Source organism: Sphingobacterium psychroaquaticum, from assembly GCF_900177625.1.
GTDB classification, from domain to species: domain Bacteria; phylum Bacteroidota; class Bacteroidia; order Sphingobacteriales; family Sphingobacteriaceae; genus Sphingobacterium; species Sphingobacterium psychroaquaticum.
This window is the reverse complement of the sequence record NZ_FXAU01000004.1, coordinates 141,568-155,315: the sequence shown is the minus strand read 5'-3', so window position 1 is coordinate 155,315 and position 13,748 is coordinate 141,568. Positions and strand designations below refer to the sequence as shown.

General features: G+C 41.0%; 12 protein-coding genes. 5 read left to right on the top strand and 7 right to left on the bottom strand.

Features of this window, described 5'->3' with window-relative positions; all coding sequences use genetic code 11:
* Nucleotides 1-18: 18 nt before the first annotated feature.
* The 3 genes from nth to B9Y69_RS11750 form a co-directional block, all read right to left on the bottom strand.
* A complete protein-coding gene (nth, locus tag B9Y69_RS11760; protein WP_085473165.1) occupies nucleotides 19-669 on the bottom strand; it encodes an endonuclease III in 651 nt (216 codons plus the stop codon).
* A 57-nt stretch (nucleotides 670-726) separates the two neighbouring features.
* Nucleotides 727-912, bottom strand: coding sequence for a hypothetical protein (locus B9Y69_RS11755; protein WP_085473164.1), 186 nt, complete (start codon nucleotides 910-912; stop codon nucleotides 727-729).
* A 120-nt stretch (nucleotides 913-1,032) separates the two neighbouring features.
* Nucleotides 1,033-2,652 carry a S8 family peptidase gene (locus B9Y69_RS11750; RefSeq protein WP_085473163.1) on the bottom strand — a complete coding sequence of 540 codons (1,620 nt, stop codon included), beginning with the start codon at nucleotides 2,650-2,652 and terminating at the stop codon, nucleotides 1,033-1,035.
* A 163-nt stretch (nucleotides 2,653-2,815) separates the two neighbouring features.
* Between B9Y69_RS11750 and B9Y69_RS11745 the strand changes: the two genes are divergently transcribed.
* Nucleotides 2,816-4,981 carry a S9 family peptidase gene (locus B9Y69_RS11745; protein WP_234991217.1) on the top strand — a complete coding sequence of 722 codons (2,166 nt, stop codon included), beginning with the start codon at nucleotides 2,816-2,818 and terminating at the stop codon, nucleotides 4,979-4,981.
* 274 nt (nucleotides 4,982-5,255) lie between these two features.
* On the opposite strand, the gene B9Y69_RS11740 is transcribed toward B9Y69_RS11745, so the two are convergent.
* Entirely contained in the window at nucleotides 5,256-5,501 is a 246-nt protein-coding gene (locus B9Y69_RS11740) for a hypothetical protein (protein WP_085473162.1), read from the bottom strand.
* Nucleotides 5,502-5,994: 493 nt separating this feature from the next.
* On the opposite strand from B9Y69_RS11740, the gene B9Y69_RS11735 reads away from it, so the two are divergent.
* From B9Y69_RS11735 to argC, 4 genes are all read left to right on the top strand, one after another.
* The gene (locus B9Y69_RS11735; RefSeq protein ID WP_085473161.1) at nucleotides 5,995-6,711 is read left to right on the top strand and encodes a GNAT family N-acetyltransferase; all 717 of its coding nucleotides are present in this window, start codon (nucleotides 5,995-5,997) and stop codon (nucleotides 6,709-6,711) included.
* Nucleotides 6,712-6,958: 247 nt separating this feature from the next.
* Nucleotides 6,959-8,146 (top strand): argininosuccinate synthase, encoded by a 1,188-nt coding sequence (gene argG / locus B9Y69_RS11730; protein ID WP_085473160.1) that lies wholly within the window; start codon nucleotides 6,959-6,961, stop codon nucleotides 8,144-8,146.
* The gene (locus B9Y69_RS11725) at nucleotides 8,146-8,592 is read left to right on the top strand and encodes a GNAT family N-acetyltransferase (RefSeq protein ID WP_085473159.1); all 447 of its coding nucleotides are present in this window, start codon (nucleotides 8,146-8,148) and stop codon (nucleotides 8,590-8,592) included. Before argG ends, B9Y69_RS11725 begins: the two co-directional genes overlap by 1 nt.
* A 49-nt stretch (nucleotides 8,593-8,641) precedes the next feature.
* Entirely contained in the window at nucleotides 8,642-9,664 is a 1,023-nt protein-coding gene (gene argC / locus B9Y69_RS11720) for an N-acetyl-gamma-glutamyl-phosphate reductase (RefSeq protein WP_085473158.1), read from the top strand.
* Nucleotides 9,665-9,713: 49 nt separating this feature from the next.
* On the opposite strand, the gene hemL is transcribed toward argC, so the two are convergent.
* The 3 genes from hemL to hemC are packed head-to-tail and all read right to left on the bottom strand — an operon-like array spanning nucleotide 9,714 to nucleotide 13,679.
* Entirely contained in the window at nucleotides 9,714-11,027 is a 1,314-nt protein-coding gene (gene hemL / locus B9Y69_RS11715; protein WP_200811797.1) for a glutamate-1-semialdehyde 2,1-aminomutase, read from the bottom strand.
* A gap of 33 nt (nucleotides 11,028-11,060) precedes the next feature.
* The gene (gene hemB, locus B9Y69_RS11710; RefSeq protein ID WP_085473385.1) at nucleotides 11,061-12,035 is read right to left on the bottom strand and encodes a porphobilinogen synthase; all 975 of its coding nucleotides are present in this window, start codon (nucleotides 12,033-12,035) and stop codon (nucleotides 11,061-11,063) included.
* 54 nt (nucleotides 12,036-12,089) lie between these two features.
* The gene (gene hemC, locus B9Y69_RS11705) at nucleotides 12,090-13,679 is read right to left on the bottom strand and encodes a hydroxymethylbilane synthase (protein WP_085473156.1); all 1,590 of its coding nucleotides are present in this window, start codon (nucleotides 13,677-13,679) and stop codon (nucleotides 12,090-12,092) included.
* Between the last annotated feature and the right edge of the window lie 69 nt (nucleotides 13,680-13,748).

Here is a 13,748-nt window from a genome sequence, read left to right as displayed (position 1 = left end):
ACTACCAACTACTAAACCTTACCCAACAACTTTATGTGTTTTTTCAAAATACTTGCAGAAGTAAGTAATGGGGCATATTTCGCACTTAGGTTTTCGTGCCAAACAAATGTAGCGTCCATGTAAGATTAGCCAATGGTGTGCAATAGCTATTGTTTCCTTCGGTAGGAATTTCACCAATTGCTTTTCGACGGCAAGTGGAGTTGTCGCACGGCTGGTCAGCCCAAGTCGGTTACTCACGCGAAAGACGTGGGTGTCAACTGCCATAGCTGGGTTGTTATATACAACAGAAGAAATCACATTAGCAGTTTTTCGTCCGACTCCAGGAAGTTTCACTAGATCTTCAATCTTCTCTGGGACAATACCCTTGAATTCATCACATAGCTTTTGCGCCATCCCTACCAGATGTTTGGCTTTGTTGTTGGGATAGCTGACCGATCGAATATAAGAAAAGACCTCATCAACAGAGCTTGCGGCTAAGGTTTCCGGATCAGGATAGCGTTCAAATAAAGCAGGGGTAATTTGATTAATACGTTTATCGGTACACTGTGCAGATAATATTACGGCGACCAATAGCTCGTATGGGTTGCTGTAGTTTAACTCTGTCTGTGCATCTGGATTATGGGTAGAAAAGTAATTTACAAATTCTTGGTACCGTTCCTGTTTTAGCATGAACAAAGATAACGAATTATAAAAACAAAGTCCCTAATTGCTTAGAGACTTTGCCTGCTACTGATGTAGGTTTTTTGAGAAATTTAAGATACGCTCTATTGTGTCTTTACTTGGTTCTTTGACCAATTTGTCTAGCTCTTGTTTCAAGCTATTTTCACAATAGTTTTCCGTTTTTTTTACGGTGATTGCGCGCTCTTCGCCTATTTCAGTATCATTTTTTTGTTGAGTAAAGTATTCTACCATAAGCGTTTTTATTTAGTAAAGTACATATAAAACGCAAGATCAGAATATATATTATTTTTTATTTAACATTTTTTTACTTTTTTTTCTAAAAGGTGCAAAGGGCCAGTTAGATAGTGGCGCTTACTTCTTGTTAAGCAACTTATCAGCCTCGACAATGGCATTATACAAATTTGCGATACCACCAGATACAGAGATCTCGTCTAGGTACACTTTTTTGTTTGATCCATCCACCTTTATTTTAACTTTTTGATCAACTTTAGTCACCGATTTGATGATAATGTCTTTCACTTCTTTTGCAGACAATGTTGGGTAATAGGAGCGAAGAACAGCGGCTAAGCCGGAGACAACAGGAGCGGCCATACTGGTGCCATCTTGCTCTTTATACGTAGATTCTGGCATCGTTGAGTTGATCTTTACTCCCGGAGCAAAGACATCTACAGAACGATAGCCGAAATTAGAGAAGCTTGCTAGCAGCTCATCATTCACAAGTGAAGAGGTTGCTCCCACGGTAATCCAATTGCTCGCTTCGCCTAAGACGGCCTCTAAGCTATCCGTGTAATATTTCGTTGGGTAATTCTTAACGATGTCATTGTCTTTTGCGTCATTTCCTGCGGCGTGCACCAGTAGTACATCATGCTCTTCCGCATAACGAACAGCATCATCTACCGTTTTTTTGTTATATACATAACCTTTGCCGAAACTCATGTTAATCACCTTAGCGCCATTATCGACCGCGTAACGAATACCATTTGCTACATCTTTATCCCGTTCATCGCCATCTGGAACTAAGCGTACTCCCATAATTTGCACATTGTTCGCTACGCCATCGATGCCAATACCATTATTGCGCTTAGCGCCGATAATCCCTGCGACGTGTGTTCCATGATCTGCATCGGGCCCTTTGATATCCGGGTTGCCATAGAATCGTTCTGAAGCATCCTCATAGTTATCGCCCACGATAGGGCGTGAGTCATATTTCTTATTGAGATGGTATTCCGCCTGACTACTGAAGTATTTAACACCTTCCTCCAGATCTTTGTAGAATTTCTCGAAAGTTGTATTGTCCAGTTCACGCTTAGCCATCCGTGCCGCCATTTTCTGACGGTCGGAGACGGCATTGTAGCCCTCGATATCCGCTTTTGTGATCGACGCAGGTTCTTTGCCAATTGCTTTAATCATGATATCTACTTCCTTTTTAAGGTTGCTGTAGTTTAGATTACCGAAATTTGCTTCATCTAGTTTTGTTGTATAAGCGCCAATCATACGTTGATAGGCAACAAATTCTCTGCGTTCGGCTTCGGTCAATGGGGTGGAAGGAAGAACCGATATATACTTCGGTTCATAAATGCGAATTAACCGGGTCATTTCGAGGTTGTCGTATTGTACATTCTCGCCGTTGGCATTCCCTAAGAAATTCCAGCCATGGATGTCATCAATATATCCATTGCCATCATCGTCTACTTTATTGCCCGCTTTCTCGCCGCTGTTTACCCACATGACATCCTTCAGGTCTTCATGCTTGTAATCTACTCCACCATCCAACACGCCAACTATAACAGGAGTCGACTTACGTCCTTTCAGAAGCTCATATGCTTTTTCGGTACTGATCCCCATAATCCCATCCTTCTTGAGGTCTAGGTTATACCAATTTGCAGGGTTCTCGGTTTTCGTTTGTGCGAATCCAAAATATGGGAGTATGCCTATGCCAAGTAGGGCACACCATCTTATTGTTTTAGTCATAGTTCTTTGTTAATGTGTTAACAAACTTAGATATTTTTACTTACATGTAATATGTTTGCTTTTATTAAACGAGGTAATATTTTTGAAACCGACAGGAAAGTAAGCCTTGTTGCATGTACGCCTAACTTTTGTTAAGTTTATGGTCTATTAACCTATTTTATATATGCGTACAATGAGAACGAAAGACTATACAATAATATTACTTATGGGAGCTATTTTGAGTTCTTGCTCATCGCAAGAGCAACGTGATACAGTGGAATGGCCATCGGCGACTGCGCCGCTGGCAGAGGCGAAAGCCTTTAAACGGATTATTCATGGTGATACCGTTCAGGATAACTATTTCTGGATGAATGATTATTTTAAGAAAGGACCTGATTCGAATAAGGTTATTCAATACTTGGAAGCAGAGAATGCGTATACAGCCGCCATGCTTAAAGATACCGAACCGTTTCAGGGGAAGCTGTTTGATGAGATGAAAGCACGGATTAAAGAGAAGGATGAATCTGTGCCTTACTTGGAGAACGGATATTATTATTACCGTCGTACCGAAGAAGGGAAGCAATATTATAAGTTATGTCGCAAAAAGGGTAATCTGAATGCACCAGAAGAGGTGTTGTTAGATATCGATGCTTTAGCAGACGGTTTTCCGTATTATGCGGTCGGTGGTTTTTCCGTAAGCCCAGACAATAAGCTTTTGGCATATGGGGTAGATACTGTCTCTCGACGTGAATATGTACTTCACGTAAAGAACTTGGAGACGGGAGAAATATTAAAAGATCGGGTGGCACGGACTGAAGGAGACGCTGTATGGGCGAACGATAATAAGACGCTGTTCTACACCGCTAAAAATCCAGTAACGCTATTGAGTGAAAAAATAAAAAGACATACGTTAGGAACAGATGGTAAAAGTGATGTGGTTGTGTATGATGAAAAGGATAACACCAATTATATTGGCGTAGAGAAATCTAAGAATGGGAAGTTTATTCTGATTACTTCGATGGGAACATTGTCTTCGGAAGTGTTTATTCTAGACGCAAACCAACCCAATGGAGCCTTTAAATCATTCCAACCACGGATAAAAGATGTGTTGTATTCCGTTACGGCACTAGAAGATCGTTTCTTGGTGTTAACCAACGATGAAGGAGCATTGAATTTTAAGGTAATGGAAACGCCGTTGGATAAGACGACAAAAGCGAACTGGAAGGAGTTTATAGGACATCGTAAAGATGTGTTGGTGTCAAGCTTGGATGAATTTAAAGATTTTTTAGTCGTATCGGAGCGTAAAAATGGTCTTACGCAATTGTTTGTACAGTCTTTACGCGATAATAATAAACATTATTTGACATTTGATGAGGAAACATATACGGTTTCTTCCAGTACGAATGTTGAATACAATACGGATGTTCTTCGCTATGGCTACAGTTCACTGATTACGCCTTCTTCGACGTATGACTATAACATGAAGACCAAAAATAAAGAACTGAAAAAACAACTTGAGGTGTTAGGGGGATATGATAAATCGGCCTATGTAACAGAACGTCTTTTTGCAACGGCAACCGATGGAACGAAAGTACCCATATCGATAGTTTACAAAAAAGGTTTTAAGAAAAATGGACAAGCACCGGTGTTGTTGTATGCATATGGTTCATACGGTATGTCTATGGATCCAACATTTAATTCTTCTAGACTAAGCTTGTTGGACCGTGGTTTTGCTTATGCGATTGTGCATATTCGCGGCGGAGAAGAGATGGGGCGACAATGGTATGAGGATGGTAAAATGCTAAAGAAGAAAAATACATTTTCTGATTTTATTGACTGTGGAAAATTTCTTATAGATCAAAAGTATACGAGTTCGGCACACCTTTACGCACAAGGTGGAAGTGCAGGTGGTTTGTTGATGGGAGCTGTTATCAATATGGCCCCCGAGTTATGGAATGGAGTAATTGCACAAGTGCCGTTTGTGGATGTGGTAAACACGATGTTGGATGAAACGATCCCCTTGACAACGAACGAATATGATGAATGGGGAAATCCAAATAATAAAGAGGCCTACATGTATATGAAATCATATTCCCCATATGAAAACATTGAAGCAAAGGCGTATCCAAATTTGTTGGTTACGACCGGGCTTCATGACAGTCAGGTGCAGTATTTCGAACCGGCCAAGTGGGTGGCGAAACTAAGGGTGATGAAGAAGGGGAACAATGTTGTTCTCTTGAAAACTGATATGGATTATGGGCATGGAGGTGCTTCTGGACGTTTTGATTATTTAAAAGATATCGCGCTTAATTATGCGTTCCTTTTCAAGCTGGAAGGTATTAAGAAGTAGTTGGTAGAGAGTAGTTAGTACGAAGTAGATCGTGCAACGTATTTAAGTAGAGCGGGCTTGATACCCAGAGGGGGAATAGTCTGGTATAGGGCGTAGAGACACCATGTCTCGGGGTTAAAAATAGAGAGAAGGACTTTATATATTAACGGTTTGTCGACCAGGTTTTTAATTTAAGGCCTCCGCCACATACAGTGACCTCAGAACGTCATTGCGAGGAGGTACGACGCGGCAATCTTTCGGAAACGTAAGATTGCCGCGTTAAGGCCTTTTTTATCTAGTGCGCGGTAGAGTCCGCTTGATGCTCTTGTTCTGTTGCACGGGAATCGATTTGATGCTGTTTGTAATTCTCTACAGCAATCTTGCTTGCTTTTTGTGATACAACAATCGCAATAATAGCGATGGCTGTTACAACGATAAGACCCCACGCATATTTTTTTTTGTCCTGTTTGACGAGCCAATACATCACAAAAATATAGGGGATTGCAAAGAAAATATAAAATATAATACTCGGACCTACCATCTTCTTTTTTTTACAAAAGTATTGAAATTATGCCCATAATAAAAATATGGGCTATTCGTGACGTCGGAATGACATGATTGCTTTCGATTTTAAACCTTCCAATAAAAGTCGAGTCAAAGTATCATATTAATGAAAAGGACAATACTGGAATGTTTATCTTTCAAAAAAACTACAATAGTATTGCATAAAAGAAAAAAATATTTTTTTACTTTTGCCTTGTCAAGAATTTATATAAGACAGTAAAATGAAACGTTCAACACTACATAGTCAAATTTCGCAACAGCTTCACACGAAGTTGGTGTTGAGGTTTTACTATGCGTTGCAGTCATTCAATTGTCCAATCTTACGATTCCGACGACCTATTCTGCCTCGAGCTTGATTCGGAGGCAGGCAAATTCTCATCTTGATAAATCATCCAGCTCGATGATTTCTATATCTGTTAATTGTTTTTTTAGCACGTTAAGTGCAGGTATTTTTTAGGTCGACATCTTAGATGACACTTTCAGATTTCTTAATTATCCCAGCGACATCAGCGCATGTAGCGTACGCTGATACTATTTGTAATGAAATGTTCGAATCCGCAAAAGCGCGGGGGACGGGCATTGCACGTCGTAAGCCAGAATATGTAGCACGCAAAATGGAGGAAGGAAAGGCCGTTATAGCGTTGCATAAGGATGGCACATGGGCTGGTTTTGTGTATATTGAAACCTGGAGTCACGGTGATTATGTCGCCAATTCGGGACTGATCGTAAATCCTGAATTTCGTAAAGTGGGGTTGGCAAAAGCAATTAAAAAGCGTGTCTTTGAATTGTCCAGAGAGAAGTATCCACAGGCCAAAATATTTGGTTTAACAACGGGATTGGCTGTTATGAAGATAAACTCAGACCTGGGGTATGAACCTGTAACCTATTCGGAGCTGACACAAGATGAAGAGTTTTGGAAGGGCTGTCAGTCTTGCGTTAACTTTGATATTTTGGTGAGCAAAGACCGGAAGAACTGTATGTGTACTGCTATGCTATGGAACCCGGAAGATAAAGAACGTGAGTTAAAAGAAAAGATCCAACGGAAAGCCGAGGCAAAAGAACGTTTAGATCGGATCGTGAAAAAGCAATCCTTGCTGAAGCGTATTGAAGCGAAGTTGTTTCGCTCTTCGAAGAAGTTTATAGCGACTCTTTTGCCTGTGGGTACGGGGTCGATAAAGGGTATATAGAGGGGAGTTAGTAGTTAGTAGAAAGACTTCCGTCATTGTGCGGAGCGAAGCGACGCTTACCACTGGCGCGAGCTTGTAGCTCGTGTCCTAGTATGACAGAAGCACGAGTTGAAAACTCACGCTAGCAGGGGAGGAAGGGTGATAAAGTAACGAAAAAACACAGCAAGGTTGCGCCGTGAACCAAATTGAAATTGTAACTTTAACTAAGTTTAAAAGGCTCTAATTGAGCATTTATAATCAAATAAAAATGAAGAAAGTAGTATTAGCGTTTAGCGGAGGATTGGATACCTCTTTTTGTTGTATCTATCTAACGAAAGATTTAGGTCTTGAAGTACATTCTGTGGTTGTAAATACCGGTGGTTTCTCTGACGAAGAGTTGAAAACCATCGAAGCTCGTGCCTATGAACTAGGTGTGAAATCGCATACAGCCATTGATGAAACGGAAGATTACTACCGCGATACGATTAAATACTTGATTTTTGGAAACGTTTTGAAAAACGCAACCTACCCACTTTCTGTTTCAGCAGAACGTGTATGTCAAGCAACAGCCATCGCAAACTATGCGAAGAAAATAGGTGCTGAATGTGTAGCACATGGTTCAACGGGAGCTGGAAACGATCAAGTTCGTTTTGATATGATTTTCCACACGTTGATTCCTGGAGTCGAGATTATTACACCGATTCGTGATTTAAAATTGTCGCGTGAAGCGGAAATCGAATACTTGAACAGCCATGGGGTAGAATATTCAGCAGAAAAAGCAAAATATTCTATCAATAAAGGTTTATGGGGTACTTCCGTTGGTGGTGCGGAGACATTGACATCGAACCAATACTTACCAGAATCGGCTTGGCCTACTCCCATAACATCGAGTGAAGTACGTCAAATAACGATTGATTTTGAAAAAGGTGAACCCGTAGCGTTGAACGGAGAGAAGATTGGTGCTGTATCGGTTATTCAGCAATTACAGGCATTGGCTCAACCTTACGGTATTGGTCGTGATATGCACGTAGGTGATACCATTATCGGAATTAAGGGACGTGTGGGCTTTGAGGCCGCAGCTTCGCTTATTTTAGTGAAAGCACACCATACCTTAGAGAAGCATACGCTAACTAAATGGCAACTTTCGTGGAAAGATCAAATTGCAGCATTTTATGGAAACTGGATGCATGAAGGACAGATGCACGATCCAGTGATGCGTGATATCGAAGCCTTCTTATCTTCATCACAAGATACAGTGACTGGTCGCGTAATCGTTGAGTTGCACCCACATCGCTTCGTGGTTATCGGAATTGAGTCGGAGCATGACTTGATGTCGAACAAGTTTGGTACTTACGGAGAAATGAATGCAGGTTACACTGGAGATGATGTAAAAGGATTCTCTAAAATCTTTGGTAACCAAACGATTATTTGGCATAAAGTAAACGATAAAGGTTAATGATAAGGCGTGCTTCGATTGATGATCTAGCGGATATTGTTCCTCTTTTTGATGCATACCGCATTTTCTATGGACAAGCTAGTGATTTGGAGCGTGCCCGACTTTTTTTAGATGCCCGTTTAAATAACCAAGAGTCGATCATTTTTATTGCATATCAAGATGATCGCGCTGTTGGCTTTACGCAGTTATATCCTACTTATTCTTCCGTAAGGACACATAAGAGTTGGATCTTAAATGACTTGTATGTAGCTGCTACGGCAAGGAAAACGGGGATTGGAGAGTCTCTGATCAATAGTGCCATTGCATTTGCGAAGGCCGATGGTACGGATGTAATTCAATTGGAAACACAGATTGATAATAGCGTAGCGCAAGGGCTGTATCTAAAGATGGGCTTTGTACTACAGGAGAGAGGAACTGATTTTTTGCTCTTTAAAAAAAGCATTTAAAAGATTTAAGTCATCTGCTTGTAGAACGCTAAACGATAAACAAATTATAATGGAGAACAAGATTAAAGTTGGTATTGTTGGTTCGGCAGGATATACAGGCGGAGAATTACTCCGTGTATTGATCTATCACCCGCAGGTAGAAATCGTATTTGCAAACTCTGCTTCTAATGCAGGGAACAGCGTAGCTGCGGTTCATAATGACCTGTTTGGTGATACAGATCTTGTATTCTCAGCTGATTTTCACAGTAATATCGATGTTCTATTCTTGTGTGTAGGGCATGGCGATGCACGTAAGTTTTTAGATAATAATCCGGTAGATTCATCTGTTAAGATTATCGATTTGTCGCAAGATTATAGGCTACGTGCTAATGTGAGCTATCAAGGACAATCCTTTGTCTACGGCCTTCCGGAGCTCAATAGGGAAGCCATTCGCTCTGCACAATATATTGCGAATCCAGGTTGTTTTGCAACGAATATCCAACTCGCGTTATTGCCGTTGGCTGCAAAAGGATTATTACCGAAGGACGTTCATGTAAATGCAACGACAGGTTCAACAGGTGCAGGCCAGAAGCCTAGCGCAACAACGCATTTCTCATGGCGTAACAATAATCTGTCGGCTTATAAATCTTTTGAACACCAGCATTTGCAGGAAATTTCGGAATCACTGGATCAGCTGCAAACGGGGTTCTTACCGATATCAGAAAAAACGTTATTAGAACGCGCCGCTGAAAAGATTCATTTTGTTCCGCAACGTGGTGATTTCGCCCGTGGTATTTTCTCCGCAAGCTATGTGGAGTGCGCCTTGACAGAAGAGGAGGCTTATGCGCTGTATGAAACGTACTACGCGGAACATCCATTTACCTGGGTGAGTCGCGAAAATATAGACCTGAAACAGGTCGTGAATACCAATAAGAGTATTATACACCTAGAGAAACACGGTAATCAACTGTTGATTTTAAACGCAACGGATAACTTGTTGAAAGGAGCCTCTGGGCAAGCGGTACAGAATATGAATCTCTTGTTTGGCTTGGACGAGCGCACAGGCTTGAACCTTAAAAGTGTAGGTTTCTAAAAGAAGAAATCATAAAAAAACCGCTTCGTTTGAAGCGGTTTTTTTATGATTATTGATACACAATATCTAAGGATTCTTTAATTGCTTTAATCGCTGTGTTAATATCTTCCGCTGTATGTGCATGGGAGATAAAACCTACCTCATACCCTGATGGGCCGAAGTAAATGCCCTTGTTCAACAAGGCGCGGTGCATAACCTTGTATTTCTCCATTGAAGCAGGGTCGATTTCATCCGCTCTTTTGATGTGTTCTTGATCGGTAAAGGCAAACCAAAAGATCGAACCAACGGTGAATATTTTCACGCCATAACCTTTTTCTTGAATATACTGACGGAGTTCGTTCACAAAGGCTGTCGTTACTTCTTCCAGTCTTTCGTAGAAGCCCGGCTGTGCTAAGATGCTAAGTGCTGCAATACCTGCGGCCATAGCCACTGGGTTTCCGGATAGGGTGCCGGCCTGATATACACCGCCATCCGGCGAGATATGCGCCATGATCTCGTTTGAAGCACCATATGCACCAACAGGCATACCGCCACCAATAATTTTACCATATGTCAGGATATCGGGTTGGATATCATAATACGTTGCCGCTCCATTAAAACCTAAACGGAAACCCGTAATTACTTCATCAAAGATTAATAACGCACCATTGTCTTTTGTTATTTGACGCAGGTACTGTACATAATCTTTATCTTGAATCAATAAACCGTTATTGGCTGGGATTCCTTCTATGATTACCGCTGCAATCTCATCTTTGTAGGTGCTAAACACTTCTTGTAAAGCCTCCCGATCATTCAACGCAATAACAATAGTTTCTGCAGCAAAAGCTTGCGGAACACCTGCAGATGAGGTTTCCCCAAAAGTAACTAATCCAGACCCTGCTTTCACCAATAAAGAATCGGAGTGACCATGGTAGCATCCTTCAAACTTTACAATTTTATCTCGCTTCGTGTAACCACGCGCTAAGCGGATCGCGGACATTACGGCCTCTGTTCCGGAGCTTACAAAACGGATCTTTTCTATATGCTTGTTGTTAGAAAGGATAAGTTCAGCTAATTTATTTTCAAGTTGTGTTGGCGCACCAAAGCTTAATCCTTTACTTAATTGAGCGGTTACGGCTTCGCGAATATTGTCGTTGTTATGCCCCAGGATTAACGGCCCCCAAGAACAACAGAAGTCGATAAATTCGTTCCCATCGGCATCCCACAGGTGTGCTTTATCACCGCGCTCAATAAATAGAGGTGTACCGTAAACCGATTTAAATGCTCGTACGGGTGAGTTTACACCGCCTGGGAAATATTGTTTAGCCTTTTCGAACAATTCGGCAGACTTTTCACGTGAAATATCTTTAGTGGTTGTTGACATAATATTAAAATTGAATGTTACGATTTATTGAACTTATTTCAACCATCCTTTTTCTAGCACTTCTTTTGCATGGTAGGTAAGGATGGACGTTGCACCAGCGCGACGGAAGCTTAATAATGTTTCCATAATTGCCCGTTCTTCGTTAAGCCATCCATTTTGTATGGCTGCTTTTAACATGGCATATTCACCCGAAACATTATAAGCGGCAATTGGTAAATCAAAATTATCATGCAATAATTTAATAATATCCAAATACGGAAGGCCCGGTTTAACCATCAAGAAGTCGGCACCTTCTTCCATATCCAGTTGTGCTTCGATCAATGCTTCGCGGGAATTAGCCGGATTCATTTGGTAGCTTTTTTTATCACCAGCTTTTGGCGCTGAGTTCAAGGCGTCACGGAATGGTCCATAGAAAGCAGATGCATACTTTGCGGTATAAGACATCAAAGAAACATTCGTAAACCCATTTTGATCTAGTACTTCACGAATATAGCCGATACGTCCATCCATCATGTCAGAAGGTGCGATGATATCAGCCCCTGCCTGCGCGTGTGCCAAGGCCATTTTACCTAAGATTGCCAAAGTTTCATCATTTAAGATCTCGCCATTTTCGACAATACCGTCATGGCCATCTGAGCTGTAAGGATCCATCGCTACATCGGTAACGACACAAGCTTCAGGGAAATTTTTCTTTACTTCTTCGATTGCACGGAGATACAGATTTCCTTGCTGGTAGCTAATTGTAGCGTACTTATCTTTTAAGGAATCTTCTATATTCGGGAACAAATCGAAAGCACGAAGTCCTAAGTTAAGACAGCTTTCAACTTCACGCAATAGGTTGTCGATCGAGTAACGGAAGATACCCGGCATGGATGAAACTTCTGTTTTTTGATTTTGGCCTTCGACAATAAACAAAGGGAATATTAAATGAGCTGCTGATAGGTGGTTTTCTTGGACCATATCGCGAATAACAGCTGATTTTCTATTTCTTCTGGGACGTTGTAACATGATTTGAAAATTTGTAATATTTAAAAGGGGCATTGAAGCCCCTTATTTTATTCTTTAGTATTCTAATCCAAATACGGCTTCTGATAAACCGATCTCATCAGGAGTAAACGGTAATGTGTACGATAATCCCATAGCTTCAATGGCTTTAGCTGTAGAGTAACCGATACAAATGATTTTCTGATCGGGTTCAACTAAATTTTCTTGAAAATATGCTTCCACATTACTCGGACTCGTGAAGATCAACACTTCGGCGTTGGTCTTATCTACGTTTTCTTCTAAAACAGTTTCGTAGATAGGCATATCAATGACATGCGTGTTTTCTGTCAATGCATTTTGGATCGACATCAGGGAGTCTTTTGCGCGTGGAATAAATACCGTTTGGCCATCCACTAGCTTTGCAAACTCCTTGGCGATATCTTCTGTTCGGATTCCAAGATTATCACCGGAGAAGTCCGCTATACGATCGTATTTGCGAAGCGCATCTTCGGAACCTCTACCCAATACTGCAATTTTTGTCTTTTTTAAGATTAATGGCTCCAACTTGAAGAAATGATCGATCGCGTTTTTACTATTGAAAAAGATCCAATCAGCACGCTTCAAGATAAAAGAGTCCAATTTATTAATCGTTGGATAGATGCGTATCAACGAACGCGCATCCACCTGGATGTTATGCTTTGCTAAATATCGACCTAAGTACGAGTTCTCGTCAAGGTCGCGGGTTATAAACACGCTACTTGGAAGTTTTCTATCTTTTTGATACTTGGCAAATATCTTCTCTGCCATACCTTCCGTCGTTTCCGATTGGAGGTAATAGCGGTCTGGGAAGTCCTCGTTATCTTCTGCAATGGATGTCCATGCTTCATATTTACCGTCATTGGTTTTGCGGCAGTAACACCCCAATGGTGCATGACAACCCGCATCAAACATATTGAGAACTTTTCGTTCTACAGCGATCGTTTGGGCAACCTCCGCGTTATTTATTTTTTGTAGTATATCGAAGAGATCACTATCACTTTCCCTAATTTGGATGGCAAGAACACCTTGTGCTGGTGCTGGTACAACTTCTATTGGTGGAATCTCTTCGATATGAAAGTCTGATAGATCCATCTCAATACGTGCAATTCCAGCTTTTGCCAACATAATAGCATCATACTGCTCATCGCGTAACTTCTGGATGCGGGTCTGTAGATTACCGCGTAAATCGGTAAACTCTAAGTCAGGACGTAACGATAAAAGTTGCGCTTTACGGCGGTTCGAGGATGTTCCTACCGATGCATTGTGTTTCAAGGATAAACGTTTCTTGATATCTACACAGTCTTTGTGGACGATCAGGAGTTCCGCCGGGTCTTCACGCTCAGATACCGAAGCGATAATTAATCCAGGAGGGTTTACAGTAGGTAAATCTTTATGCGAGTGAACAGCGAGGTCTATTTGTGAACTGAGTAATTCTTCTTCGAGCTCTTTGGTAAAAAATCCCTTGCCTTCGAGTTTATCCAAGCGTAAGTGCTGAATAATATCTCCTTGAGTTTTTATTATTTTAAGCTCTGATTCTATACCTATTTCGGCTAATCTATCTTTCACAAAGTTAGCTTGCCATAGGGCTAGTTGACTGCCTCTGGTTCCAATTATAAGTTTTCTGTTCACTATTAGATAATTTATCTGTTGAAAATGCTCACAAATTTAACCAAATAGTCATACAATCCCGACTATCAT

Excerpts from the sequence above, each read along its gene's own strand:
- nth (WP_085473165.1), bottom strand. The coding sequence starts at position 669 with ATGCTAAAACAGGAACGGTACCAAGAATTTGTAAATTACTTTTCTACC.
- B9Y69_RS11755 (WP_085473164.1), bottom strand. The coding sequence starts at position 912 with ATGGTAGAATACTTTACTCAACAAAAAAATGATACTGAAATAGGCGAA.
- B9Y69_RS11750 (WP_085473163.1), bottom strand. The coding sequence starts at position 2,652 with ATGACTAAAACAATAAGATGGTGTGCCCTACTTGGCATAGGCATACTC.
- B9Y69_RS11745 (WP_234991217.1), top strand. The coding sequence starts at position 2,816 with ATGCGTACAATGAGAACGAAAGACTATACAATAATATTACTTATGGGA.
- B9Y69_RS11740 (WP_085473162.1), bottom strand. The coding sequence starts at position 5,501 with ATGGTAGGTCCGAGTATTATATTTTATATTTTCTTTGCAATCCCCTAT.
- B9Y69_RS11735 (WP_085473161.1), top strand. The coding sequence starts at position 5,995 with ATGACACTTTCAGATTTCTTAATTATCCCAGCGACATCAGCGCATGTA.
- argG (WP_085473160.1), top strand. The coding sequence starts at position 6,959 with ATGAAGAAAGTAGTATTAGCGTTTAGCGGAGGATTGGATACCTCTTTT.
- B9Y69_RS11725 (WP_085473159.1), top strand. The coding sequence starts at position 8,146 with ATGATAAGGCGTGCTTCGATTGATGATCTAGCGGATATTGTTCCTCTT.
- argC (WP_085473158.1), top strand. The coding sequence starts at position 8,642 with ATGGAGAACAAGATTAAAGTTGGTATTGTTGGTTCGGCAGGATATACA.
- hemL (WP_200811797.1), bottom strand. The coding sequence starts at position 11,027 with ATGTCAACAACCACTAAAGATATTTCACGTGAAAAGTCTGCCGAATTG.
- hemB (WP_085473385.1), bottom strand. The coding sequence starts at position 12,035 with ATGTTACAACGTCCCAGAAGAAATAGAAAATCAGCTGTTATTCGCGAT.